The organism is Bradyrhizobium jicamae, assembly GCF_018130695.1.
In the GTDB taxonomy this organism is placed as follows: Bacteria; Pseudomonadota; Alphaproteobacteria; order Rhizobiales; family Xanthobacteraceae; genus Bradyrhizobium; species Bradyrhizobium jicamae_B.
The window spans coordinates 50,001-74,429 of sequence record NZ_JAFCJX010000015.1; the positions used below are offsets into that span (position 1 = coordinate 50,001).

Annotated in this window: 26 protein-coding genes and 1 tRNA gene (1 of these 27 cut by a window edge); 10 read left to right on the plus strand and 17 right to left on the minus strand. The window is 64.5% G+C overall.

The genetic code is table 11. The features are described 5' to 3' along the window. The 3 genes from JQ604_RS22205 to JQ604_RS22215 all read left to right on the plus strand — a co-directional run. Window positions 1–35: the end of a hypothetical protein gene (locus JQ604_RS22205; protein WP_212361663.1), read on the plus strand. It extends 307 nt beyond the left edge of the window; the window shows 35 of its 342 coding nt (coding positions 308–342); the start codon falls outside the window, past its left edge; it ends in the stop codon at window positions 33–35. A gap of 59 nt (window positions 36–94) precedes the next feature. Next, window positions 95–538 (plus strand): hypothetical protein, encoded by a 444-nt coding sequence (locus JQ604_RS22210; protein ID WP_212361667.1) that lies wholly within the window; start codon window positions 95–97, stop codon window positions 536–538. Window positions 539–768: 230 nt separating this feature from the next. After that, window positions 769–1,395 (plus strand): hypothetical protein, encoded by a 627-nt coding sequence (locus tag JQ604_RS22215; protein ID WP_212361671.1) that lies wholly within the window; start codon window positions 769–771, stop codon window positions 1,393–1,395. Window positions 1,396–1,613: 218 nt separating this feature from the next. Here the strand turns inward: JQ604_RS22215 and JQ604_RS22220 are convergent, their stop codons facing one another. From JQ604_RS22220 to JQ604_RS22235, 4 genes are all read right to left on the minus strand, one after another. After that, the gene (locus JQ604_RS22220) at window positions 1,614–2,702 is read right to left on the minus strand and encodes a TRAP transporter substrate-binding protein (protein WP_212361674.1); all 1,089 of its coding nucleotides are present in this window, start codon (window positions 2,700–2,702) and stop codon (window positions 1,614–1,616) included. 304 nt (window positions 2,703–3,006) lie between these two features. Further along, on the minus strand, window positions 3,007–4,323 hold the full coding sequence (locus JQ604_RS22225; RefSeq protein WP_212361677.1) for an NAD(P)H-dependent oxidoreductase: 1,317 nt from the start codon (window positions 4,321–4,323) through the stop codon (window positions 3,007–3,009). Window positions 4,324–4,476: 153 nt separating this feature from the next. Next, complete coding sequence (locus tag JQ604_RS22230; protein ID WP_212361680.1) at window positions 4,477–5,277, minus strand: phytanoyl-CoA dioxygenase family protein; 801 nt, start codon at window positions 5,275–5,277, stop codon at window positions 4,477–4,479. Window positions 5,278–5,333: 56 nt separating this feature from the next. Then, the gene (locus tag JQ604_RS22235) at window positions 5,334–6,008 is read right to left on the minus strand and encodes a GntR family transcriptional regulator (protein ID WP_212361683.1); all 675 of its coding nucleotides are present in this window, start codon (window positions 6,006–6,008) and stop codon (window positions 5,334–5,336) included. An 80-nt stretch (window positions 6,009–6,088) separates the two neighbouring features. Between JQ604_RS22235 and JQ604_RS22240 the strand changes: the two genes are divergently transcribed. Both JQ604_RS22240 and JQ604_RS22245 read left to right on the plus strand, forming a co-directional pair. Then, window positions 6,089–6,373: a hypothetical protein gene (locus JQ604_RS22240; protein ID WP_212361686.1), complete on the plus strand. Its 285-nt coding sequence runs from the start codon at window positions 6,089–6,091 to the stop codon at window positions 6,371–6,373. Between the two features lie 43 nt (window positions 6,374–6,416). Next, a complete protein-coding gene (locus tag JQ604_RS22245) occupies window positions 6,417–6,851 on the plus strand; it encodes a type II toxin-antitoxin system HicB family antitoxin (protein WP_212361689.1) in 435 nt (144 codons plus the stop codon). 17 nt (window positions 6,852–6,868) lie between these two features. Here JQ604_RS22245 and JQ604_RS22250 read toward each other — a convergent pair whose 3' ends face one another. Both JQ604_RS22250 and JQ604_RS22255 read right to left on the minus strand, forming a co-directional pair. Then, window positions 6,869–8,119, minus strand: coding sequence for a M20/M25/M40 family metallo-hydrolase (locus tag JQ604_RS22250; protein ID WP_212361693.1), 1,251 nt, complete (start codon window positions 8,117–8,119; stop codon window positions 6,869–6,871). 63 nt (window positions 8,120–8,182) lie between these two features. After that, a complete protein-coding gene (locus JQ604_RS22255) occupies window positions 8,183–9,049 on the minus strand; it encodes a sigma-70 family RNA polymerase sigma factor (RefSeq protein ID WP_212361697.1) in 867 nt (288 codons plus the stop codon). 131 nt (window positions 9,050–9,180) lie between these two features. Here JQ604_RS22255 and JQ604_RS22260 point away from each other — a divergent pair, with 131 nt between their 5' ends. Continuing rightward, window positions 9,181–9,636 carry a carboxymuconolactone decarboxylase family protein gene (locus JQ604_RS22260; protein WP_212362123.1) on the plus strand — a complete coding sequence of 152 codons (456 nt, stop codon included), beginning with the start codon at window positions 9,181–9,183 and terminating at the stop codon, window positions 9,634–9,636. A gap of 182 nt (window positions 9,637–9,818) precedes the next feature. On the opposite strand, the gene JQ604_RS22265 is transcribed toward JQ604_RS22260, so the two are convergent. Next, entirely contained in the window at window positions 9,819–10,628 is an 810-nt protein-coding gene (locus JQ604_RS22265) for an alpha/beta fold hydrolase (protein WP_212361702.1), read from the minus strand. 130 nt (window positions 10,629–10,758) lie between these two features. On the opposite strand from JQ604_RS22265, the gene JQ604_RS22270 reads away from it, so the two are divergent. Further along, on the plus strand, window positions 10,759–11,301 hold the full coding sequence (locus JQ604_RS22270) for a methylated-DNA--[protein]-cysteine S-methyltransferase (protein WP_212361705.1): 543 nt from the start codon (window positions 10,759–10,761) through the stop codon (window positions 11,299–11,301). Window positions 11,302–11,509: 208 nt separating this feature from the next. On the opposite strand, the gene JQ604_RS22275 is transcribed toward JQ604_RS22270, so the two are convergent. The 9 genes from JQ604_RS22275 to JQ604_RS22315 all read right to left on the minus strand — a co-directional run bounded on the left by JQ604_RS22275 (window position 11,510) and on the right by JQ604_RS22315 (window position 20,733). After that, entirely contained in the window at window positions 11,510–12,379 is an 870-nt protein-coding gene (locus JQ604_RS22275; protein ID WP_212361710.1) for an MBL fold metallo-hydrolase, read from the minus strand. Between the two features lie 17 nt (window positions 12,380–12,396). Then, window positions 12,397–13,590, minus strand: a complete 1,194-nt coding sequence (locus JQ604_RS22280) for a serine hydrolase domain-containing protein (RefSeq protein ID WP_212361714.1) — start codon at window positions 13,588–13,590, stop codon at window positions 12,397–12,399. Between the two features lie 27 nt (window positions 13,591–13,617). Then, window positions 13,618–14,229 (minus strand): glutathione S-transferase family protein, encoded by a 612-nt coding sequence (locus tag JQ604_RS22285; protein WP_212361718.1) that lies wholly within the window; start codon window positions 14,227–14,229, stop codon window positions 13,618–13,620. A 141-nt stretch (window positions 14,230–14,370) separates the two neighbouring features. Further along, window positions 14,371–15,213, minus strand: coding sequence for a fumarylacetoacetate hydrolase family protein (locus JQ604_RS22290; RefSeq protein WP_212361721.1), 843 nt, complete (start codon window positions 15,211–15,213; stop codon window positions 14,371–14,373). Between the two features lie 132 nt (window positions 15,214–15,345). Continuing rightward, entirely contained in the window at window positions 15,346–16,194 is an 849-nt protein-coding gene (locus JQ604_RS22295) for an MBL fold metallo-hydrolase (RefSeq protein WP_212361724.1), read from the minus strand. Between the two features lie 321 nt (window positions 16,195–16,515). Then, entirely contained in the window at window positions 16,516–17,505 is a 990-nt protein-coding gene (locus JQ604_RS22300; protein WP_212361727.1) for an NADPH:quinone reductase, read from the minus strand. Further along, window positions 17,502–18,284, minus strand: a complete 783-nt coding sequence (locus JQ604_RS22305; RefSeq protein WP_212361731.1) for an SDR family oxidoreductase — start codon at window positions 18,282–18,284, stop codon at window positions 17,502–17,504. The genes JQ604_RS22300 and JQ604_RS22305 overlap by 4 nt, the downstream gene beginning before the upstream one ends. A gap of 121 nt (window positions 18,285–18,405) precedes the next feature. After that, on the minus strand, window positions 18,406–18,921 hold the full coding sequence (locus tag JQ604_RS22310; RefSeq protein ID WP_212361734.1) for a CvpA family protein: 516 nt from the start codon (window positions 18,919–18,921) through the stop codon (window positions 18,406–18,408). Between the two features lie 216 nt (window positions 18,922–19,137). After that, on the minus strand, window positions 19,138–20,733 hold the full coding sequence (locus tag JQ604_RS22315) for a GMC family oxidoreductase (protein WP_212361739.1): 1,596 nt from the start codon (window positions 20,731–20,733) through the stop codon (window positions 19,138–19,140). A gap of 298 nt (window positions 20,734–21,031) precedes the next feature. On the opposite strand from JQ604_RS22315, the gene JQ604_RS22320 reads away from it, so the two are divergent. Both JQ604_RS22320 and JQ604_RS22325 read left to right on the plus strand, forming a co-directional pair. Further along, window positions 21,032–21,108, plus strand: a tRNA-Met gene (locus tag JQ604_RS22320). A 295-nt stretch (window positions 21,109–21,403) separates the two neighbouring features. Then, window positions 21,404–21,709 carry a hypothetical protein gene (locus JQ604_RS22325; protein ID WP_212361742.1) on the plus strand — a complete coding sequence of 102 codons (306 nt, stop codon included), beginning with the start codon at window positions 21,404–21,406 and terminating at the stop codon, window positions 21,707–21,709. Window positions 21,710–21,733: 24 nt separating this feature from the next. Here JQ604_RS22325 and JQ604_RS22330 read toward each other — a convergent pair whose 3' ends face one another. Next, window positions 21,734–22,807, minus strand: a complete 1,074-nt coding sequence (locus JQ604_RS22330) for an isocitrate/isopropylmalate dehydrogenase family protein (protein ID WP_212361746.1) — start codon at window positions 22,805–22,807, stop codon at window positions 21,734–21,736. A gap of 128 nt (window positions 22,808–22,935) precedes the next feature. On the opposite strand from JQ604_RS22330, the gene JQ604_RS22335 reads away from it, so the two are divergent. After that, entirely contained in the window at window positions 22,936–23,928 is a 993-nt protein-coding gene (locus tag JQ604_RS22335) for a Bug family tripartite tricarboxylate transporter substrate binding protein (protein ID WP_212361750.1), read from the plus strand. Window positions 23,929–24,429: the final 501 nt, after the last annotated feature.

The window sequence follows — 24,429 nt, forward strand, 5'->3', positions numbered from 1 at the left end:
CGCCGCCGATCGACGTCAATTTGATCGAAGGCTGACGGCGATGGCACGCGACGGTCAGCAGGCGCCGTTGAAATGTCCGAGCGGCCAGGCGGGAATGGATGACGCGCAGATCCTTGGCGTCATCTCCCATGACAGCGGCACGCCGCGACTGTCCTATCTCGACGAGGCGTTGCCGGCCTCGCCGGAAACGCTCGAGCTCGCAGCACCCCTCGATCCGTCGCAGGTGTTCCGCCTGTCGGCACGGTGCGAAGAGCGCAAGTGCACGCATTTCGACGGCCAGCGCTGTCAGCTCGCGGTCCGGATCACAAAGATGTTGCCGGCGGTCGTCGACCAACTGCCGCCCTGCAATATTCGTCGCGACTGTCGCTGGTTCCGCCAGGAAGGCCGCGCGGCCTGCCTGCGCTGTCCACAGATTGTGACCGGCATTCACGAGGCCGACGAGAATCTGCAGCAGGTCGCCGGCGTGCCGCGAATGGCTCATGCGCGGGGCGGGCAGGCTGCGATTGCGCCCGCGGCACACAGCGAGATTCCGCTCTAAGCTTTGCGATCAACGCGACCTGCGGTTTCTGCGAATCGTTGTCCGATTCGCAGCAAGGCTCTCCGCTGACCAATCAACCGTCCTTGAACTGTTTGTGATCATTCGGCCATGATTGGTCGCCATCCTCTGCGACTAAAGTTCATGGGCCGTTCATTTCAACTTCCGTACCCATTCATCCCTGCAATTCTGGTCAAAAAAGCCCGGCAATCTGCCCAAACGAGGAGACTTCCATGCGTGAGATCGTCCGCCCCGTGCTTGCTGCGTTGAGCGTTGCGTCGCTCGCGGTCGCGATGACCGCACTCTCGAACGACGGCGCGTTCGCCCAGGCCAAGCAGCAGCAGATGGCCCCGCCCGCCAAGCAGCAGGCCGCGCCCCCGCCGCCCGCACAAGCGCAGCAGGACCAGGCGCCGCAGATCAAGCAGATCGCGTTGACCGACAAGCAGGTCGACAGCGCGCTGGCCGCGAGCAAGGAAATGGATCCGATCACGGCGAAGATCCCCGACAATGCCAAGCCCGATCCGAAGATCACGACGCAGCTCGAGGGGATTGCCAAGAAAAACGGCTTTGCGAGCATGGACGACTTCAACAATGTCGTCGACAACATCTCGCTGGTGCTCGGCGGCTTCGATCCGCAGACCAAGAAATATGTCGGCCCCGAAGCCGTAATCAAGGCGCAGATCGCTCAGGTCCAGGCCGACAAGAAGATGTCGGCCAAGGACAAGAAGGAAGCGCTCGCCGACCTCAACGAAGCCCTGAAGTCGCCGCCGCCCGCGATCGAGAACAAGGGCAACATCGATCTCGTCGCCAAGAACTACGACAAGCTGATGGATGAGTTCGGCGGCAGCGACGACAACTGATCACTATGCGCGCGCGTGAAGAAGCCCCGGAGAATAAGTCTCCGGGGCTTTTGCTTTTTCTCCCTCTCCCCGCTCTTCTTCGCGGGGAGAGGGTTGGGGTGAGGGGCTCGCGCCGCAAGATAAAAATTGTGAGAGATGGTCTCGTGGAGACTCCCCCTCATCCGGATTGCATCTTCGATGCAATCCGACTTCTCCCCGCAAGCGGGGAGAAGTGACTGCTAGGTGCGCGTTCGCATCCGCATCATGAAGGTGTCGAAGGAGAGCTCGGCGACCTGCATCCACACCAGGGATTCATTGCGGAAGCCCGACAGGCTCGAATACAGCTTGCCGAAATGCGGGTTGCTCTTGGCAAGATCGGCATAGATCTCGTTCGCCGCGCCATAGCAGGCTTCCAGCACCTCCTGCGGGAACGGCCGCAGCTGCGCGCCGGCAACGATCAGCCGCTTCAGCGCCGGCGGGTTGACGGCGTCGTACTTGCCGGTGACCCAGGTGAAGGTGTCTTCCGAGGCCGCCTGGATCGCCGCCTGATAGTGCTTCGGGATAGCGTTCCACTTGTCGAGGTTGACGACGTTGTGGCCCTGGCCGGTGCCTTCCCACCAGCCCGGATAGTAGTAGAACTTCGCGACCTTCACGAAGCCGAGCTTCTCGTCGTCATAGGGGCCGACCCATTCCGCGGCGTCGATCGTGCCTTTTTCCAGTGCGGGATAGATATCGCCGCCGGCGATCTGCTGCGGCACGCCGCCGACCTTGGAGATGATGGTGCCGGCGAAGCCGCCGACGCGGAATTTCAGGCCCTGGAAGTCCGCCATCGACTTGATCTCCTTCCGGAACCAGCCGCCCATCTGGGCGCCGGTCGAGCCGGTCGGAATGCCGATGCATTTGTATTCCGCGAGCAGATCGTTGAGCAGCTCGGTGCCGCCGCCCCATTGCAGCCAGGAAATATGCTGGCGGGTGTTGAGGCCGAACGGCAGCGAGGTACCGAAGGTGAAGGCAGGGTTCTTGCCCCAGTAATAGTAGAGCGCGGTGTTGCCGATCTCGACCGTGCCGTTGGAGACGGCGTCGAGCACCTGCAGGCCGGGGACGATTTCGCCGGCGGCGAACGGCTGGATCTGGAACTTGTTGTCGGTGATCTCCGCGACGCGCTTGCAGAAAAATTCGCAGCCGCCGTAGAGCGTATCGAGCGCCTTAGGCCAGCTGGCCGCCAGCCGCCACCTTACCTCCGGCATCGATTGCGCGATCGCGGGCGCAGCTACTGCGCTCGCGGCCAGACCGACGCCGCCTGCCTTCAGGAATTCACGACGCTTCATGCGTACCCTCCGTTGTGTCGATGCCTCGACTTCGGGAACGATCTTGATGTCGTCTCTTCGCCGATGACCGACGTGTTTGGTTATGCGTTTGTTTGGTTGTGCGTTTCCGTAGGCCTTCGCGAAGGCTCTTGTTTTGGGAATTCCGGGCGTTCCGGTTCCGAGCGGAGGATGAGGCCTCGGGTTCCGATAATCAAGCGGTCCGCGGCCAACGCGGCCGCGAACGCATATGACAAAAGTCTAAGTTTTGGCGAGCGAGGCGGTGAGGCCTCGGCTCGTTGCGACACTTCGGCGCATCATAAGGCCATCAATGCGCCTTGGCGCCGAACGCCGCCTCCATCGCCTTGCGGGTCTTGATGGTGTCGTTGTTGGCGTCGAATTCGACGTCGCTCCAGCGCACGATCTCGCCATGCGGCACGTCGTGCTTCAGCTTCAGCCGATGCGCCAGCCCGATCGGCAGCGCGCCGGCGGCAAGGCTTGCGGCGGCCGGCATCAATTTGCCCCACACCGTGTAGCCGCCTTCGCCGTCGAGCATTTCGCCGGCGCGCAGATCGCGTTTGGCAACGGAAGCGACGTCGCCGCGAAAACCGTGCGGCTGCCCGGTCGGCTCGCTCCGCAGCGCGGCCGACAGCACCGAGATGTTCAACTCAAGTCCGATCAGATGATAGGGCTTGTACATCGCCGCATAACGGCCGGACGCGTCGGTCTTCAACCCGTATTGCCTGAAGCAGTCGGCGGCGTAATCGTTGGGGGCTTCCAGCACGACATAGACGCCCCAACGCAGGTCGCGAAACACCGGCCGGCCGTCGCGCTCCAGCGACGACACCACCTCGACGACGCCGGATTTCTCCAGCACGCCGCCCTTGTCGCTCGGCCGCATCACATGCGGCAGATCGTCGACGCCGCAGGGCGGGAACAGCAGGCCATCGCTGGGCACGTCGAGGCTGCAGGCATTGGCGATCGCGGCCATTTCGATCGCGGATTTGGTGCCGTCGAGGAAGGAGTTGAACATCTGCGGATTCATGCCGGCGGATTGCGCTTCACCCGCCGTGAGCCCGTAATGCTGCCAGACGCCTTCCGGCGTCACGTCGTGATAGGCCGGCAGATACTTTGTTCCTTTGCCGGCAGCGACGACCCGAAAACCCGTTGCGCGCGCCCAGTCGACCATCTCCGCGGTGAGCGCCGGTTGATCGCCATAGGCGAGCGAGTAGACCACGCCCGCTTTCCGCGCTTCTTCCGCGAGCAGCGGTCCGGCGAGCACGTCGGCCTCGACATTGACCATCACGACATGCTTGCCGGCGGCAATCGCGGCGTGGGCATGGCGGATGCCGACCGCGGGATTGCCGGTCGCCTCCACCACCACATCCATCGCGCCGCCGGCGATGGCGCGGATGCCGTCATCGGTGAAGGCGGTTTTCCTGATCCGCTCCTCATCCCAGCCGACCGTGCGGCACGCCTCGCGTGCGCGATCGCGGTCGAGATCGATGATGACAGGCACCTCCAGCCCCGGCGTGTGCGGCACCTGCGACAGGAACATCGAGCCGAACTTTCCGGCGCCGATCAGCGCCACGCGGACAGGCTTGCCGGCCGCCGCGCGGATTTGGAGGAGGTGATGGAGGTTCATGATGGGTGTCCGGGATGAACTATCGTGTCCCGGACGCGGTGCGGCGCGAAGTGCCGCTCCGCAGAGCCGGGACCCGTGAGAGAGATGAGCAAGATGTGGGCCCCGGCTCAGCAGCGCATCACTTCGTGCTGCGCTGCGTCCGGGGCAGGAGAGTTACTCCGCCGCCTGCCGCGGCGCCCTTGCCAGCCGCAGCAACGCGTCATCGTCGACTGTCTGGATCGGCGTGAAGTCGCGATGCGCGATGTAGTCGGGCCGCGTCGGGGTACGAATGTAATTCGAGACCGCGTTCAGGGTCAGATAGACGATCTTGCGCGGGTAGGGCGTGATGTTGCCGCCCGAGCCGTGTACGAGATTGCCGTGGAACATCAGCATGCCGCCGGCCTTGCCGGTGGGAGCGACGATGCCGCCCTGCTTGACCAGCCGCGTCACGGTCTCCTCGTCCAGCGTCCACAGCGGATAGGATGTGGTCTCCAGATCATGCGAGGCCTTGAGATCGCCGGCGGTCTGGCTCTGCGGCACCAGCATCAGTGGGCCGTTGATCGGCATCACCTCGTCGAGGAAGATCGCGATGTTCATCGCGCGCGGCTCGGGCATGCCGTCGTCGCGCTTCCAGGTGCCGTAGTCCTGGTGCCACTGCCAGACGTCGCCGGTGAAGGCCGCCTTCGCGTTGATCTTGAACTGGTGCATGTAGACCTTCTCGCCGAAGATCTGCTCGATCGGCTCGATCATCCGCGGATGCGCGCCGAGGGTGCCGAAGGCTTCGTTGTAGAGATGCGCGGCAAAGGCGGTGCGCGGCGCGCCGCTCTTCTCGCGCCACACCTCGGGCCGGTTGGCGTCGTAGATGCTGACCGCCTCGCGGGCGAGGAAGTCGACCTCTTCCTGGTTGAACAGCTCGGGCAGGAACAGCCAGCCTTCGCGATTGAAATGCTCGATCTGCTGCGGCGTCAGTTTCATGGGGCTTCCTCCTTGTTGCTTTGTTTGTTCGTTCGTCACGGCCGGCATGCCGAACGCTATGCGGCGACTTGGGTCGCCCTCAGTTTTTCTTCCGTCATTCGTCCGGCGTTCTGCGCATGTGCCAGCGCCGCGGCTTCGGCGCCCGCGGCATCGCCCGCAAAAATCTTCGCGGCGATCGTCTCGTGCTCGGCCCAGGCGCTGCCGCGATAATTGAGCTCGGCGAGCACTGTCGCCATCGAGCGGCGCATATGCGGCCATTGCGGCGCGATCATCTCCTCGATCGCCGAATTGCCGGCGAGGCGATAGATCGCGCTGTGGAAGTCGACATCGAGCGCGATCAGCTGCGCCAGCGGCGTCGGACGATCGATCTCGCGGCCGGCCTCGAGCGCATTCTCCAGCCGCGCGCGGCCCGCCGGATCGCTCGAGACGCGCTGAGCCGCCAGCCGCGCCGCCAGCGCATCGAGCGCGCCGCGAACCTCGTAGAGCTCGCGGATGCGCTTCGGATCGAGTTGCGTCACCTCAAAGCCGCGCTTGCCGCTTTCGGCGACGAGGCCCTGCCGATGCAAGAGATGCAGCGCATGCGACACCGGCTGGCGCGACACGCCAAGCTTCTCGGCCAATTCATTCTGGGTGATGCGCTGCCCCGGCAGCAGCGAGCGGTCGATGATCGCGTCGCAAATCCGCGCATAGACCTGGTCGATCAGGTTCGGAAGCGGGTCCAACGGGATCATGGCCAATCATCCAAATGGAATACGGAATTCCGTGTTCGAGATGACGCTACTGCTGTCAGGGGGCACGGTCAAGAGGCGGGTTGCATCTGACATCGGGCAATTTTGTCCGAATTTTCTTGCCTTTCGGACAAAAATGCCCGAAATTTGGTGAGGGCGGGGCGCGCAGATGGATGAGAGACCGCTTCATCGCGGAGATCAGACAAGAAGCGCGTGAGCTGGGCCTGAGCTTTCGAGTCGACTACCGCAAAGGCAAAGGCGGGCACGCCATGGTCTATGTCGGCGACAAGCTCACCACGCTGCCAAGTCGCGAGATCGATCCCAAGACGGCACGCAAGATCAGGAAGCAGTTGGGACTGGCGGAATAAGGATAGGCTGCGCGATCATGCGCAAGTGAAAAGGACGAGAGTGATGCGGACATTCACCTATGCCGCGAAATTCGAGCAAGGCGATGAGCAGGGCATCGTCGTGAGTTTTCCCGATGTCCCGGAAGCCATCACGCAGGGTGACGACATGGCTGATGCGCGCGCGCAGGCAGAAGAGGCATTAGGCCTGGCCTTGCTAACCTATCCTGAGCGGGGCATGTCGCTGCCGAAGGCGCGTGCCAAGGGCAAAGGCTTCACACTGATCACGGTGGCACCCGGCGTCGCTGCAAAGCTCGCGGTTCTGGAAGCCTTCAAGGAAGCCGGGATCGGAAAGAGCGAGCTCGGCCGGCGCATGGGGAAGGACGAGAAGGAAATCCGTCGGGTGCTCGATCCAAAGCACCCGACGAAACTTCCCACCATGGTCGAAGCCCTGCGGGCGCTCGGTAAGCGCTTGATCGTCAGCGTCGAAGAGGCGGCCTAGCTGGCTCGGGCTGTTCTCTACTTCCTTTTCCCCAGCTCCGTCAGCATCCGCGTCATCAGGTAGAGCCGCGGCACGATCGAGCTGGTGTCGATGTATTCGTCGCGGGCGTGATAGCCCCAGCCGGCCAGGCCAAAACTCTCGACCACGATCGCCTTGCCTGAGCGGTTGGCGAAACCGGCGTTGGTCGCGCCGCCCGTCATCTCGGCGATGTCGAGTTTGCGGTCGATCTCGGCGTAGATCGCCTGTCCGTCCTTGGCGAGCGCGCGGCCGCGATCATTGGCGATGAACGGTGGGCGACCCGCCGTGATCTTCACGGTCACGTCGGTGTCCGGGATCAGCCGGTTCTTGATCTTCTCGTCGAGCGCGGCCTGCAGCTTCTGCACGCCGTCGGGGACGGTGACGCGGATATCGGCGCCGGCGGTGGCCAGTTCGGGAATCTGGTTGCGCACGGTGCCGGCCTTCGCGGTGGTCCAGTTCAGCTGTGTGCCTGGTATCGATTTCGCGACGTCCTGGGTCTGCAGCAATTGATGCGCGAGCTCGATCAGCGCGTTGCGCCCGAGCTGCGGCGCGGCGCCGGCGTGCGAGGCCTTGCCCTTCACCTCCATGACGCCGGTCGCAGTGCCGCTGGCGCCGAGCAGCAGGCTGTCGTTCCTGGCAATCGGCGCCGCCGTGGTCGGCTCACAGGACAGCACGACATCATGTTGGTCGGCGAGCCCGGCGATGATTTCGCCGGAGCCGATCGAGCCGACCTCCTCGTCGGGGTTGAACGACACGGTGAGTTTTGCGTAGTCGCGCCAGCCGGCGTCGTTCAAAATCTTCAGCGAATGCAGGATCACGGCGATGCCGCCCTTGTCGTCGGCGATGCCGGGCCCGTAGATGCGATTGCCGTCGATCTTGTAGGGCTGCGAGACCAGGATGCCGCGCTCGTAGACGGTATCCATATGCGCGATCAGCATCAGCTTCTTCGTACCCGTGCCCTCAAACGTGCCGATCACGATGTCGGCGCCTGTGCCACGCGTGGTCTTGCGCCGCTCGGTCCTGGCGCCGAGCGCCTTCAAACGTGCTTCCGTGAAGTCGGCCATCTTCTGCAGGCCGTCGAGGTCGCTCGAGCCGGACTCGATCATCACCATCTCGTGCAGTGAATCGATCACCGCCGGCTGGGCCTGCTCGGCGGCCGTGCGCAGCTTCTCGTCGGCCGCAAAGGCCGCGGAGGTGAGGGCGAGCGAAAGCAGGCTCACCGATGCGAGCCGTTTGACTGATGCTGTCATGATTTACGTCCTCCCGTCCTGAACGAGGACACTAGCATCGCGTTGCCGCTGCCTCCAGTCGCGTCACGGCTGATCGAGCACCTCGACATCGAATGTCTCGATCTGCGAGGGATCGGCGGTCGCCTCGATCGCGGCGATCCGCTCGCCCGAGATCGTAACGCGCAGCACGATGCGCAGCCGGCCGCCGAAGATGACGGCGACACCCAGTTCGCCATCGACCATCGCGGGTCTTGCTGCCTGCGCGCGGCCCTTGAAGGCTTCGGCGACTGCAGCAGCCCCGCGGATCACCGGCAGTGATCCGAGCCGCTGCGCGGTGTGATCGGCGCGGACCACGACATCGGGATCGAGCACCGCGAGCAGGCCTTCGAAATCACCGTTGCGCGACGCCGCGAGGAAGGCCTCGACGATCCTGCGTTGTCCGCCGAGATCGGCATCCGGCGCCGGCGGCGTGCCCTGCACACGGCGTCGCGCGCGGCTTGCGAGCTGCCGTGCTGCTGCGGGCGTTCGCCCGACGATCGGCGCGATCTCCTCGAACGGCACGGCGAACATGTCGTGCAGCACGAAGGCGAGCCGTTCGGCCGGCGCCAAGGTCTCCAGCACCACGAGCAGCGCAGCGCCGACGGAATCCGCCATCTCGGATTCGCGCTCGTTGGCGTTGTCCGCGAGCGGCTCCGGCACATGCGGCCCCATCGGCTCCTCGCGCCGCGATTTCCGCGCGCGCAGCATGTCGAGGCAAATCCGGGCGATCACCGTGGTCAGCCAGCCGCCGAGATTATCGACGGCAGCCGCATCGGTGCGGCTCAGCCGCAGCCAGGTTTCCTGTACGGCGTCGTCGACCTCGGCGGTCGAGCCCAGCATGCGATAGGCCACGGCGCGCAGACGGCCCCGATTGGCCTCGAACTGCTCGGCCAGAAAGTTTTTTTCGTCCATCGGTCACATTCTCCGTTCGTGCTCCGTCATGCCCATGACGAACGAAACCCGGCCGTTGTGACAGGAGATCGGCATGGGGCGTCAAAATCAAATGGAGAAATGACATGTTGCAAACGACCGCGAACAATCAGATGCAGGCCCGCATGAACCATCCGGTGACGGTGGTTCCCGATGCCATGAAGGCGCTGCAGGCGCTTAGCGAAACCACCAAGCAGGGCCTGCCGGAAAAGTTGCTGGAACTGGTGCATTTGCGCGCCAGCCAGATCAACGGCTGCAGCGTCTGCGTCGACATGCATCCCAAGCTCGCCAAACGGGCCGGCGAAACCGACGAGCGCCTCTTCGCCGTCGCCGCCTGGCGCGATACGCCGTATTTCACCGAAGGCGAGCGTGCGGCGCTGGCGCTGACGGAAGCGTTGACGCGGCTTGCCGATCGCGAGGATCCGGTGCCGGATGCAATCTGGAACGAGGCCGACAAGCATTTCGACGAGCACGAACTAGCCTCGCTGGTGCTCGCGATCGCTGCGATCAACGTCTGGAACCGGCTCAACGTCGCCGTGCGCCAGCCGGTGGGCGTGTGGAAGGTGTGATCGCACTTCGAGCCACACGCTCGGTGCCCCTTCTCCCCTTGTGGGAGAAGGTGGCGCGCAGCGCCGGATGAGGGGTATGCCTCCGCAGACTCATACGTCGGAATGCGTGGAGAAATACCCCTCACCCGGATTGCATCTGTCGATGCAATCCGACCTCTCCCACAAGGGGAGAGGTGCACTGCCTATGCGGCTAAAAATTCAAGCACGATCTCGCAGTATTTCTGCGGCGCCTGCTCGAACATCGGATGCGTCGTGCCGGGGATCATCTCCGTGCGCGACCCCTTCACATTGGCCGCCAGCGCATGCAGCACCTTCGGCAGCATGCCCTTGGTGTTCGCGCCGCCAATAAACAGCGTCGGCGTCCTGATCGCCTCCGCATCGGCCTTCGAGAATGGCGGACGCTTGTCGCGCATCTGGCCGATCAAGGTCGTGGCATTATCGCGCAGCAACTGCTTCGGCACCGCGGGCAGCCGCTTCCAGGCACCGGGGCCCTCCAGCGCGTCGATGAAGATCTGCAGGCCACCGTCGACATCGCCCCTGGCGATCACCTCCGCCGAGGCCGCGATCCGCGCCGCCAGCGGCGAGGGGCCGGGCTGGTAGTCGGGATCGAGCGTGCCGTCGAGCTCGCCGCCGGGTTCGGCCAGGATCAGCCTGCGCAGCAGGTCCGGCCGCCGCTGCGCGACGCGCAATGCGATATGGCCGCCGCGGGAGTGGCCCATCAGATCGACCGGCTTGGTATCGAGCGCCTCGATAAAGGCAATGACATCGTCGACATGCTGGGCGATCGAATAGGTGTCACTGAGGCCATCCCAGCGTGCCGGAAAGAAATGCCGCAGGCTGACTGCGATGATGCGATGCTTCGCGGTGAGCGGGCCCAGCACCGCTGACCAGATCCGGAAATCGCAGAGCGAACCGTGCACGCAGACCAGCGGCGGGCCCTCACCGACGTCGAGATAGGGCATATCGAAACCGTTGACGGGGAGACTTTGCATGGGGGCCTGCAGATATTGTTGATTGGGCGGAAGTTCCCACAGGATTCGGGTGGATAGCAACATTCTCCAAGCCTAAATTCCGGGGCAGCATCAGGCTCAGGAACAGAGCCGATATCTCTTGGAGCGAGCCATGACTGGCCAGCATTATGCGATCTTCGAAACCCCGATCGGCGCCTGCGGCGTGGTCTGGGGCGAGCGCGGGGTGAGCGGCGTGCAACTGCCGATGGGCAGCGAGGACAAGACCCGCAAGCGGATTCTGCAGCGCAACGGCGACGTCATCGAGGCCGCGCCGCCGGCCGAGGTGCAGCACGCCATCGACGGCATGATCGAGCTGCTCGCCGGCAAGCCGAATGACCTCGCCGACATCGTGCTCGATCTCGACGGCGTGCCGGAGTTCAACCGCGGCGTCTACGACATCGCGCGCAAGATTCCGCCGGGCAAGACCGTGACCTATGGCGACATCGCCAAGCAGCTCGGGGGTGTCGAGCTGTCGCGCGATGTCGGCCAGGCGCTCGGCCGCAATCCGTGCCCGATCGTCGTGCCCTGCCACCGTGTGCTCGCAGCCGGCAACAAGCCCGGCGGCTTCTCCGCCAATGGCGGCGTCGTGACCAAGCTGAAGATGCTGGCGATCGAAGGCGCGGTGGTGAACCACACGCCGAGTCTGTTCGATTGAGGGAAGTCTCTCTTCCCCTCTCCCCGTTCTTCACGGGGAGAGGGTAGGGTGAGGGGCTCTCACCAAGCAACGGCTGTCTCAATTCGCATTCGTGAAGCGACGAGTCGGATAAGTTGTCTTTGCGGCGAGGTGTTGCCTCGCCCCTCACCCGAAATTCGCTGTGCGAATTTCGACCTCTCCCCGCAGAAGGGCGGGGAGAGGTGAAGGGTCAGACCGCCTCACACACAAACCCGCTGCCCTTGCGCCTGATCTTGCCGACCGATGGCGAGGGGAAATGCGCGGTGCAGCACAGCGTGTCGGTGTCGCAATAGCGCTCCAGGAAGCTGCGGCGGGTTTTTGCGGCCAGCGCGGGGTCGATGTCGAACTTGATCGACAATTCCGGATAATGCGTCTGCAGCGGCGAGTGCATGAGATCGCCGGAAAAGACCGCGTCGTCCTTGCCGCGGCCGAAGGCGAAGGCGACATGGCCCGGCGTGTGGCCGGGCGTCGGCAGGATGCGGGCGTGGTCGCCGATTCCAAAATCGTTGCGCACGATCTCGGCCTTGCCGGCCTCGACCACGGGCAGCACGCTGTCGCCGAACGGCGGCACCGGCGTCTTTGCGTTGGTCTCGGTCCAGTAGTCGAACTCGGTCCTGTCGAACACATAGCGCGCATTCGGAAAGGTCGGCACCCAGCGGCCGTTCACCAGCCGCGTGTTCCAGCCGACATGGTCGACATGCAGATGCGTGCACATGACGTAGTCGATGTCGTCGACGGAAAATCCCGCTGCCGCCAATGCGCGCGCGTAAGTGTCGTCGGTCTTCATGTTCCATTTCGGCCGGTTCGGCCGCGGCTTGTCGTTGCCGATGCAGCTGTCGATCAGGATGGTGTGGTGCGGCGTCTTCACGATGTAGGACTGGAAGCACAGCATCAGCACGTCCTGATCGTCGAGCGCGTTCGCTTGCTTCATCCAGGCGCGGTTTTCGGCCAGCAGCTCCGGCGTCAGCCCGGGGATCATCTCCAGCGCGGGTACAAAACTCGTCTCCTGCTCGATGATGCGGTGGATAGTGAGGTCGCCGACCGAGAATTTCAGGCTCATGCTAACTTCCCTTGCAATCAGTGCGCGTCACGCACCGACGGAATGACGATATTGGAGAGGATGTCGATCGCGGCCACGCCTTCCTTCGGCTGGCCGTATTGGGCTGCGGTCGTCATCATGACCAGATCGAGCTCGGGCACGATGAAGAGGCGTTGCCCGCCCCAGCCGAAAGCGCCGATCCATTTGACTTCCCTGCCGCCGGCCAGCGAGCGGCCCATCCACCATTGATAGCCGTAGAACAGCGTGCTGCCGAAATAGCCGATCGCCTGGAAGCGCGGCGTGGTCGATTGCGCGATCCACTCGGCGGAGACGATCTGCTGGCCGTTCCACTGCCCGCGATTGAGCACAAGCTGGCCGATCTTGGCGGCATCGCGCGGGCGCAGTCTGAGCCCGGCGGCCGCGGCGATCTTGCCGTTCTTCGGATAGGCCTTCCATTCGAGATCGGAAATTCCCAGCGGCTGGAACACCGCCTCGCGTGCGAAGGCTTCCAGCGGCTTGCCCGAGACACGTTCGAGGATGCTGCCGAGCAGGTCCGTACCGCCGCCGTTATAGCTCCACATCACGTCGGGCGGTGCGGCGACCGGACGCGACAGCACGTAGCCGACCGGGTCCGGCTCGAAGCCGAGATGCGGCTCGTCGTTCTTCGGATCGGTCCAGGGCAGGTTTTCGTCCCATTTCATCCCTGACGACATCGTCAGCAGATGGCGGAGCGTGATCGCTTCCCATCCCGCCTGCTTCACTGCTGCGTAGTCGGGGAAGCATGTCATCACGGGCTCGTCGACGCCTGGAATCAGCTTGCGATCGATCGCGATGCCGACCAGCAGCGACGTCACGCTCTTCGATGCCGAGCGCATGTCGTGCTTCGTCGTCGCCGTGAACTCGTAGGGGCCGTCCGGATCTCCCCAGGGCTGGTCGTATCCCCCGAAATACTGCTCGAAGACCAGCTTGCCGTGGCGTACGACGACGACCGAATGCACCTTGGTCGCGCGCTGCTCCAGCCGCGCGGCGATGCCGCAGAGCAGGGCGCCGTCCATGCCGACGCTGTCGGGCGAGGCGGTCACCCAGCCATCATCGATCGACGATGGCGATCCGCAGGCGAGGTTGCGTTGGCTGGGCGACATGCTCTCGGCCCTCAGGTTGTTGGCTGAGACGGAGAGCGCGAGAACGAGGCTCGCGCCGAGAATGGTGAGACGGGAGAGGCGGTCGCGCATCGTCATCCTCCCGTCCTTGTCAGCGGCTCACGCCGGCGGCGGCACCGAGATCTTCACCGAGGGACGCTCCAGCATCTTCTGATGGAACGCGTCGAGCTTCGGAAACGCCTTGCGCCAGCCGCAATCGGCGAAGCGGAAGTCGGCATAGCCGAGCACGCAGACGAGGCTGATCTGGGCGATGTCGAGCGGAGCGTTGAGCACATCAGGCCGGTTCTCGAACCGCGCCATGCCGGTCCAGGCCCGGTTCCAGTGATCGTCCGACCATGCCTGCCACTGCAGGCCCTGCGGCCGCACCATCTTCTCATAGCGGCACAGCAGCATGGACTCGAGCATGCCGTTGATCAGCGAGTGATCGCTCTTCACCTGCCAGCGCCGCGGGCCGTAGCCGGGGATCAGCCGGCCGCCGGCGAGCTCGTTGAGATATTCGACGATGACGATGGAATCGAGGATGACATTGCCATCTTTCAGGATCAGCACCGGCAGCTTCTTCAGCGGCGTGATCTTTGAGTATTCGTCATTGGCCGTGCCCGGTGCGACGGTGGCCGGCACCAGCTCGATCTTGTCGATCAGCCCAAGCTCGATCGCCGCGATGCGCACCTTGCGGGCGAACGGGGAGGCGGGGGAGAAGGTCAGTTTCATGGGAGGCCTCAGAAATTCGCGATGACATTCGCCCCGTCATTGCGAGCGAAGCGAAGCAATCCATTGCCTCCGAGTACGCGGATCAATGGATTGCTTCGTCGCTATCGCTCCTCGCAATGACCGTGACAGCGTAGCTTTGCCTTACGCCGCGATGATCTCCTGGCGCTGCTCGCCGAGGCCTTCGATGCCCAAGGTCACGACGTCGCCGACATTGAGGAAGGTCGGCGGCTTCATGCCGAGGCCGACGCCGGGCGGGGTGCCTGTCGTGACGATGTCGCCGGGCAGCAGCGTCATGAACTGCGACAGGTAGGAGATGCAGTGGGCCATCGAGAAGATCATGGTCTTGGTGTTGCCGGTCTGCCGGCGCTGGCCGTTGACGTCGAGCCACATCGAGAGGTTCTGAACGTCCGCGATCTCGTCCTTGGTGGCGAGCCAGGGGCCGACCGGGCCAAAGGTGTCGTGCGACTTGCCCTTGGTCCACTGCCCCAGGCGCTCGGCCTGGAAGTGACGCTCGGAAACGTCGTTGCAGACGCAATAGCCGGCGACATAATTCAGCGCGTCGGCTTCCGAGACATATTTGGCGCGGGTGCCGATGATCGCGGCGATCTCGACTTCCCAGTCGAGCTTGGTCGAGCCGCGGGGCTTCTCGGTGGCGTCGTTCGGGCCGCACAGCGACGTCGAGGCCTTCATGAAGATGATCGGTTCGGTCGGGATGGCCGCGCCGGTCTCCTTGGCGTGATCGCTGTAGTTCAGGCCGATCGCGATGAACTTGGAGATGCCGGTGACGGGGGCGCCGAAGCGCGGCTTGCCCGAGACGGCGGGGAGCGAGGCGGTGTCGAGGGCGGCGAGCTTCTTCAGCGACTCCGGCGAATAGGCCTCGCCGGTGAGGTCCTTCACATGCGCCGACAGGTCGCGCAGCTGGCCGGATTTATCGATCAGGCCGGGCTTTTCCGCACCCTTTTCGCCATAACGAACAAGCTTCATCTGGATCACTCCCTACGGGGTTCTTGCTGGTATTCCTCGGTTCGCTTCTTGGAACAGGGGCGCGAGAAATTCAACTGCGGAAAGCGCAGGGTAGGGTGGGCAAAGGCGCTTTGCGCCGGCCCACCCTCCTGATCAGGCCAGTGCGACATATTTGAAGGCATCGCCATCGCGCTTGAGATGGCCGGCGCCGAAGTGGCCGCCGATCACCAGCGTCGGCGTATCGGCAAAGCGGGAGAACAGTTCGCGTCTTGTCGCGGCCGACTGCTTCTGGTCGAAATCCGGCGTCGCCGACCAGTCGGGATGGGCCATCTGGCAGGGGTGATGGGCGACGTCGCCGGTCAGCAGGGCGTCCTGGCCGTCCGACTTGATGTGGACGCTCATATGCCCAAAACTGTGGCCGGGCGTCGGGATCAGGGTGATCTCCTCGGTCAGCCGGTGGTCGCTCGCCACCAGCTCCGCCTTGCCGGCATCGACGATCGGCTTCACGGAATCGGCGAACACCGCGGCGTGTGCCGGCTCGATGCTGTTGTCGCGCCAATAATCGTATTCCGCCTTTCCGAACACGTAGCGCGCTTTCGCAAAGGTCGGCACCCACTGGCCGCCGACCAGTCTGGTGTTCCAGCCGACATGGTCGACATGCAGATGCGTGCACAGCACGGTGTCGATGGTCTCGGGCGCGAAGCCGGCTTCGGTCAGCCACTCCAGGAAAGGCTCGGTGCGATTGTTCCAGATCGGCACGCCGCGACCCTGCTTGTCGTTGCCGAGTCCGGTGTCGACGATGATGCGATGCTGCGGCGTCTCGACCAGCAGCGAGTGGATCGACATCTTCAACTGGCCCTCGTCATTGGCGTAATGCGGGATCAGCCAGGGCAATTTCTGGATTTCCTCCCGGCTCGCCTGCGGCAGCACGAACCGCGTGCCGCCGACGGATTCGAGCTCATTGACCTTGGTGATCCTGACCCTGCCGACCGTCCATTGCATCCGGCATTTCCTTTTGCTTCTTGTTGCTCTGTGGCTGAAGCATGCGGGTTTCCGCTAGCGAGCGCAATGGATCAAGTCGGCGCTTCTATCTCTTCGCCTCGCCCCGCTTGCGGGGAGAGGCCGGATCGCATGCAGCGAAGCGCAATGCCGATCCGGGTGAGGGGGAGCCTCCACGAGTCCGGCTCTCGCCGTCGCCTCAATTACATTCGCGAGTCGGACAGGCTTTCTCTGCGGCCACCGCTCGCCGTGCCCCTCACCCGGATCGCATCTGTCGATGCGATCCGACCTCTCCCCGCAGAAGGGCGGGGAGAGGTGAAGACGCTACCGCGCGCAATCGACGATCACGGTGCCCATCTTGTCGCCCTTCTCGACGGCAAGATGCGCCTGCGCGGTCTCCGCGAGCGGAAACTGGCCGGCGATGTTGTGCACGCGGGTGCCGGCGGCGAGCCAGCGCGAGATGTCCTGTTGCGCCGCCGCGAGCAGCGGCGGGGGCAGGGCGAACAGCACCAGCGAGCGCACCGTGATGCATTTTTCCATCAGCTCGCGCACCGGCAGTGTCGGCGTGCGATTGCCGTTGGTGGCGTAGATCGCGATCGTCGAATTGACAGCCATCAGCTTCAGCGTGGTCGCAAGATTGCCGCCGAAATCGACGTCGACCACGCGATCGACCCCGCGGTGCTCGGTGAACGCCATAGCCCTGGCGACGACATCCTCGGTGCGATAGTTGATCACGAGATCGGCGCCGCCGAGCCGCGCCTCCATGTCTTTCGCTGGCGAGCTCACCGTCGCGATGACGCGCGCTCCGCCCCATTTCGCCAATTGCACCGCGTAGTGCCCGACCGCGCCGGCGCCGCCGGTGACCAGCACTGTCTGCCCCTCGATCGGCCCGTCCGCGAACAGCGCGCACCACGCGGTCATGCAGGGGATGCCGAGGGTGGCGCCCGCCGCGAACGAGACGTCCTCCGGCAGCGGCGTCACCAGGTAATCGGCGATCGTGATGTATTCGGCGGCGGTGCCGAACGCGCGGCCGTTGCGCTGGCCGTTGAACAGCCAGACCCGGTCGCCGACCGCGAATTTCGTCACGCCGTCGCCGACCTGGTCGACGATCCCGGCGCCGTCGCTGTTCGGAATCACGCGCGGAAATTCCAGCGCGCGATAGGTGCCGCCGCGGCGGCCGACATCGGCCGGATTGACGCCGGACGCTTCGAGCCTGACGCGGACCTCGCCTGTATCAGCGTCAGGCGTCGGCATTTCGCCGACGGTGAGCACCGTCGGCGCCGCGCCTGTGCGTTCGTACCAGACCGCCCTCACAACGTTCCCGGGAACGCGCCGCCGTCCAGCAAAATGTTCTGGCCGGTGATGAAGCCGGCCTTGGCGCTGCACAGGAACGCACAGGCCTGGCCGAACTCGTCGGGATCGCCGAAGCGGCCGGCCGGATTGAGCTTGGCCCGTTCAGCCAGGATCTGCTCGACCGGGATGCCGCGCTTCTCGGCTTCGGCCTTGCCGGTGCTGCGCAGGCGGTCGGTCTCGAACGGGCCGGGCAGCAGGCCGTTGATGGTGACGTTGTTGATCACGGTCTTGCGCGACAGGCCGGCGATGAAGCCGGTGAGGCCGGCGCGTGCGCCGTTGGAGAGGCCGAGGATATCGATCGGCGCCTTCACCGCGGCCGAGGTGATGTTGACGATGCGGCCGAACTTGCGCGCCATCATGCCGTCCACGGTGGCCTTGATCAGCTCGATCGGCGTCAGCATGTTGGCGTCGATCGCCTTGATCCAGTCGTCGCGGGTCCAGTTGCGGAAATCGCCGGGCGGCGGGCCGCCGGCATTGTTGATCAGGATGTCCGGATCCGGGCAGGCCTTCAGCACGTCGGCGCGGCCGGCCGGCGTCGTGATGTCGCCGACGATCTCGGTGACGGTGACGCCGGGGTACGCTTTGCGGATTTCATCGGCAGTCTTTTTCAGCGCCTCGGCGCCGCGCGCGGTCAGCGTGACATGGACGCCTTCCTCCGCCAGCGCCATGGCGCAGGCGCGCCCCAGTCCCTTGCTCGATGCGCAGACGATGGCGCGACGGCCCTTGATTCCGAGATCCACGGCTTCACTCCCTGTTATGTCGGGTAAGTTTGTCAGAGTTCGATGGCGACATTGTAGCCAAGCTCCGCCGCGCCGATAAGGGCCGGGCAATGCATATGTGCATGCCGGCTGCGAAAGTCGGCTAGATGTGCCGTTCCCTTCGCAGGCGCTCGATCGTCATCACGACGTCGGGCGGCAGCGATCGGAATCCCTGCTGACCTGCCGCCGACAACAGCGGCCGCAATTGCGACCCGTTGAGGAATTGCGGCTGGCGGGCCAGCGGCACCAGTTGGTCGAACACCAGCACGACTGACATCGCGACCAGGCCGGCCCTGACGGCACCAAGCGCCGCGCCGCCGAGCCGGTCGAAGATCGCGATGTCGGATCCGATCGTGTCGTCGAGCATCGATCGGAACAGCCTTCCGAACAGCGCGCCGACCAGCAGGAAAACCCCGAACAACAGCGTCCAGTTCTCCGGCAGGGGTGACGATGGCATGTGTGCGATGGCCGGCCCGATCATCGCCATCGCGGCGACCGCGATCGGCATCGCGACGAGGTAGGCGAGGATCGTGACCGCGCTGCGGATCAGGCCGGTCGTGAAGCCCGCCACGACGGCGAAGGCCAACCCGAGCAGGACGGCGATATCGAAGATGTTCATGGACGATTCCGGACCCGGCGCGTGTCCGGCGTAGTCCATGTCGGTAAAGAAATCGTGGTCGCGACGCGCGACTTTTGTAGGGCGGGTTAGCGCTAGCGTAACCCGCCGCCGGTCCATCAATCTCGGCACCATGCATCGGTGACGAAGATGGTGGGTTACGCCAAGCGACTGCGCTTCGCGCAGCCGCAGGGCTAACCCACCCTACGCTCTACGCACCTACGTCCGCATCTCCGCCCTGATCATGTCAGCGGCCTTCTCGCCGATCATGATGGTCGGCGCGTTGGTGTTGCCGCCGATCAGGGTCGGCATGATCGAGGCGTCGACGACGCGCAAGCCGTCCACGCCGTGCACTTTCAGCGTCGGATCGACCACGGCCATTGCATCCGTGCCCATCTTGCAGGTGCCGACGGGGTGATAGACGGTGTCGACGCGATTGCGCAGGATGTTGCGGATATCGTCGTCGGTTTTCACATCAGCCGTGAACATGTCCTTCTTCTGCAGCGCGCGCATCGCGGGCGTCTCCATCAGCCGTCGCGTGGTCTTGAAGCCCGCGACCATCGTCTCGAGATCCTCGGCCTCCCCTAAGAAGTTCGGATCGATCATGGGGGCGGCGAGCGGATCGGCGCTTTTCAGCCAGACGCTGCCGCGGCTCTTCGGCCTGAGCAGGCAGACATGGCAGGAGAAACCCGCCTCCTTGTGCTTCTTGCGGCCGTGGTCGTCGAGCATCGCGATGATGAAGTGGAGCTGGATGTCCGGTACGTCGAGGTGAGGCTGCGTCTTCAGGAAGCCGCCGCACTCGGCGAAATTGGTGGTCATCAGCCCGCGTCTCTCGCTGCGATAGCGCTGGATGGCGCGGAGCAGGGATGGCAAGCGGCCGAGCGAGGCGTGCACGAAGTGCGGATAGTCGGAGGCGTAGACGAACACGAAATCCGGATGGTCCTGCAGGTTGCGTCCGACACCGGGCACATGATGCACGGTGCCGATGCCGTGCGCGCGAAGCGCCTCGCCGTCGCCGATGCCCGACAGCAGCAACAGCTGCGGTGACTGGAAGGCGCCGGCGGCGAGGATCACCTCGCGGTGGGCGCGCAACTGCTTCGTCTGCCTGCCCTGCAGATATTCGATGCCGACGGCGCGGCCGCCGTCGAACAGGATCTTCGTGGCCTGCGCCCCGGTCTCGACGCGCAGGTTCGCACGCGCATCGATAAAGGGGTGCACATAGGCGCGCGCCGCGCTCCAGCGCTCGCCATTGTGCTGCGTCACCTGGTAGCTGCCGAGCCCTTCGTGGTCTTCGGCATTGAAGTCATCGCGGATGCGGAACTGCGCCTCGCGCGCGGCCTGGTGGAAGAGGTCATGGATCGGATTGTCCGAGCGCAGCCGGTTGACATGCAGCGGGCCGCCCTTGCCGTGATAGTCGCCGTCGAAATCGGCGTTGTTCTCCGAGCGCTTGAAATAGGGCAGCACGTCCGCATAGGACCAGCCGGCATTGCCGAGCGCGGCCCAGTGGTCGTAATCCCTTTTGTGGCCGCGGATGTAGACCATGGCGTTGATCGCCGAGGAGCCGCCGAGGCCCTTGCCGCGCGGCTGATAGCCGATGCGGCCGTTCAAGCCCTTCTGCGGCACCGTATCGAAGGCCCAGTTGGCCGCGCGATAGGGCAAAGCGAGCCCGAACGGCGTGGTGATCCGCCAATTGTCGTTCCGCCCGCCGGCATCGAGCAGCGCCACCGTCGTCGCCGCATCCTCCGACAGCCGTCCCGCCACCGCGCAGCCGCCCGAGCCGGCGCCGACGACGATGAAATCGAATGTGTCAGTCACGTTTATTTTCTCGCCCCGCTATTGGCGTCGAAAGCTCCGCTTTTGCGCCCATTCTGGCAAGGCCCAGTTCCAGCACCCGATACCGGGCAGAAAAGCCCCGATTTCGACGTCACAAAAACCTCAAAAACCCACCTCGCGGGGCTTTCCAAACCAGCCTTGCGTTGATACATACGCCCCGCACCCGATCGGCTTCGGCCCGGGTCGCCTTCTCAGGAAGCCCTGACCAGGATCGCCCGGCGCGTCATGCGTTGGCCGGCACGTCTCAGGCTCCCCTCTTGTAGGGCATGCAACGGTTTAACGCGGGGTGGAGCAGCCCGGTAGCTCGTCAGGCTCATAACCTGAAGGTCATAGGTTCAAATCCTATCCCCGCAACCAAGTTCGGACATCACCGGTTCCGATGAAGAAAATGGCCCGCATCACGCGGGCCATTTTTGTTTGGCGCTGTCGCCATCGCGCCCTCGAACCCCGCGCGCCGTGCGAGCTGGACCGGTTATTGCAATTTCCGCGAGGCGTCGCGCGCGACCGGTTGCACAGGAGCTAAAAAGTCCGCTTTCCCTGCGATTTGGCCGCAAATGACGCGAAGCGCCGGAAGGGTTCTGCATCGTCCGGCACAGTTGTATTGTCCCGTATGTCCGATTTTGCGACACTGCGGAGGAAATGGAGAATGCCTGTGAGGAAGCTCGTTCTGGCCGCGGCACTCGTTGTGTGGGCATCGCCGTCGCTCGCAGGCACCTATATGCGGGCGAGCAGCTGCAAGTTCTCGGGCTCCTACGGCTACAGCAACTGCCTGACGACCTGGACGCATCTGCCGGACCCGGTCCGCGATCCCGAGCAGGACCGGCGGGATGCGATCGCGCGCGCGAAGGAAAACGAAAAATGGACCGCCTTCTGCAAGCCGACCTTCGCGCGCGACGAATACGGCGTCCACCGCGCGTCCTATGCCGTGACCGGCTGCGAGTTCGGGCGGAGTGAATAGCGGCGGGTCTCAGCCCACGCAGAATTATGCTGCACTTAATTCTCCGGCCACGCGGCGCCCGAAGGCGTCGCAGCCTGTCGTGCCGCCGAGATCGCGGGTGCGCGCGGCAGGATCAGCCAGCACCCTGTCGACGGCGGTCTCCATCGCCGCTGCGGCGCGATGGAAGGCCGCCTTGGCGTAGCGCGTGCCCATCCAGTTCAGCAGCATCGCGACCGAGAGGATCATCGAGGTCGGGTTGGCGACGTTCTGTCCGGCAATGTCGGGCGCCGAGCCGTGCTGGGCCTGCGCGCAGCAATGCGTCGCGCTGGCGTTGACGGAGCCGGCAAGTCCAAGGCCGCCGGAGAGCTCGCTGGCGAGATCCGACAGGATGTCGCCGAAGAAATTGGTGCAGCAGAGCACGTCGAACCGCTCCGGATTCTTGACCAGATGCGCCGTCGAGGCGTCGACCAGCAGATCGTCCAGCGCGACATCGGGAAATTCCTTGTGCACGTCGCGCACGGCCTCGAGGAACAGGCCGTCGGTCATGTGAAAGCAGTTGGCCTTGTGGATCGCGGTGACCTTCCTGCGCCGCGTCCGCGCCAGCTCGAACGAGGCGCGCGCGATCCGCTCGCTGCAATGCCGGGTGATCTTGCGGGTGGCGAGCGCCATGTCCGGGCTCGGCATGCATTCGCCGCTGCCGCGCGTCATGTTGCGATCGGCGTAGAATCCCTCGGTCGCCTCGCGCATGATGACGAGATCCATGCTGCGGCCCTCGCGCATGTTGTGCGGCACGCCCGCGCGCGTGCGCGCCGGCCGCACGTTCGCAAAGAGATCGAGCCCGACGCGGAAGCCGGCGGAGACATTGCGCCCGCCTTCCGCGGCCGGTGGATAGTCGGCATGCGACTGCGTGCCGAGGATGATGCCGTCATACGTCCTGGCGCGCTCCAGCAAGTCCTGTCGCAGCGTGGTGCCGTGCTTCGCAAGGCTCGCAAAGCCGACGTCCTCATGGTCGAAGCTCAGCTCGAGATCGAATGTGCGGCTGGCCGCCTCGGTCACCTCGAGCGCGGCGGCGGTAATCTCGGGGCCGATGCCGTCTCCGGGCATGACGATGATGCGCATGGGGAACCCCTTCAGTTGGCTTTGGCGCGCGGGCGCGTCCTGTCGCGTGACGGAGGAACGTCTTGCGTGACGGACCAGATTGGTCTTTAAGACATAGAAATGCAAATGTCGACCGGGGTGGATGCGGTATGGGCCATTTCTTCCGAAACAGTCTCGCGCTCGGCTGCCTGGCCCTGTGGTCGGCGATATCGGCCTCCTCGGCGTCCGCGGAGACCTATCCGTCGCGTCCGCTGACCCTGATCGTGCCGTTCGCCGCGGGCGGCGCGGCCGACACCACCGGCCGGATCATGGCGGATGCGATGGCGCGGCATCTCGGCCGTCCTGTCATCGTCGAGAATGTCGGCGGCGCCGGTGGTGCGATCGGCTCGCTGAGGGGCAAGAAGGCGCAGCCCGACGGCTACACCATCGGCCTCGGCCACATGGGCACGCATGCCGCCGCGGTCGGCGCCAATGCGCGGCTCGGCTACGACCCGCGCAAGGATTTCGACTATCTCGGCCTGGTCTCGACCACGCCCAACATCGTATTCGTTCGAGCGGATTTCCCGGCGAAGACGCTTGCCGAATTCGCCGCCTACGCGCGGGTGAAGGGCGGGGATCTCAAGATGGGCCACTCCGGCATCGGCGCCGCCTCGCACATCACCTGCATCCTGCTGTTCCAGCTGATCGGCGCCGAGCCGACCTATGTCAGCTATCGCGGCTTCGGCCAGACCATCAATGACATCCTGTCGGGCGCAATCGACGGCAGCTGCGATCTCGTCGCCTCCGTCAGCGGCCAGGTGCAGGCGGGCTCCGTCAAGGCGTTCGCTGTTGCTGCGCCGGAACGCTCGCCGATCCTCCCCGACGTGCCGACCGCAACCGAAGCCGGCATGCCCGACTTCGCCGCCGAGACCTGGACCGGCCTCTACGCCCCCAAGGGCGTGCCGCCCGACATCCTCGCCAAACTCCGCGACGCCGTCGCCAAATCGCTCGACGAGCCGCAGGTGCAAGCCCGCTTTCTCAAGATCGGCGCGACCGTCCCCAAGCCCGAGCGCCGCGGAGGCGAAGCGATGCAGGCGCTGGTCGAGCGGGAGGTGGTGAGGTGGGTGGAGATTCTCGGGAAGGCGGGGTTGCCGGAGCAGTGAGGGGTAAGCCAATTGAGTGCACTTAACTGACGGCCGTCACCACGCCACTCACCAACTCAAGAATAGCGTGCACTGGCGTGGTGCGCCCCTTCCGCCGCTCCAGCTTTTAGGTGAGCACATAACGTCTCCAGCCTGCTCCGGCCGTTCGCGGAGTACAAGAACGGGAAGTCGACACGAACTTGCCCGGGTTGTGGTGTCCACGTTCGACGATAGCCGCATCAAGACCGGTATTGATATCACCGGCATCGCATGTTCTTGAGTGCAGCGGACTTTCACGAGGGGACCCAGGTGGACTATCACGATATTGAGGAGGCTTGGTGGACATGGGGCCGGGTCACTTACTCCGGTAAGGAAAAAAGTGACCGCGCTCTTCTCAAGTGGATGTACGCAAACATGGACCGGTTCCTCTTCGACGGTGAACCCTGGAGCCGCTCAGCAACAGCGGTCTCATCCAACTCGGGCAAAACGAAATATTGGACCGTCACCTACACGTCGGCCAGC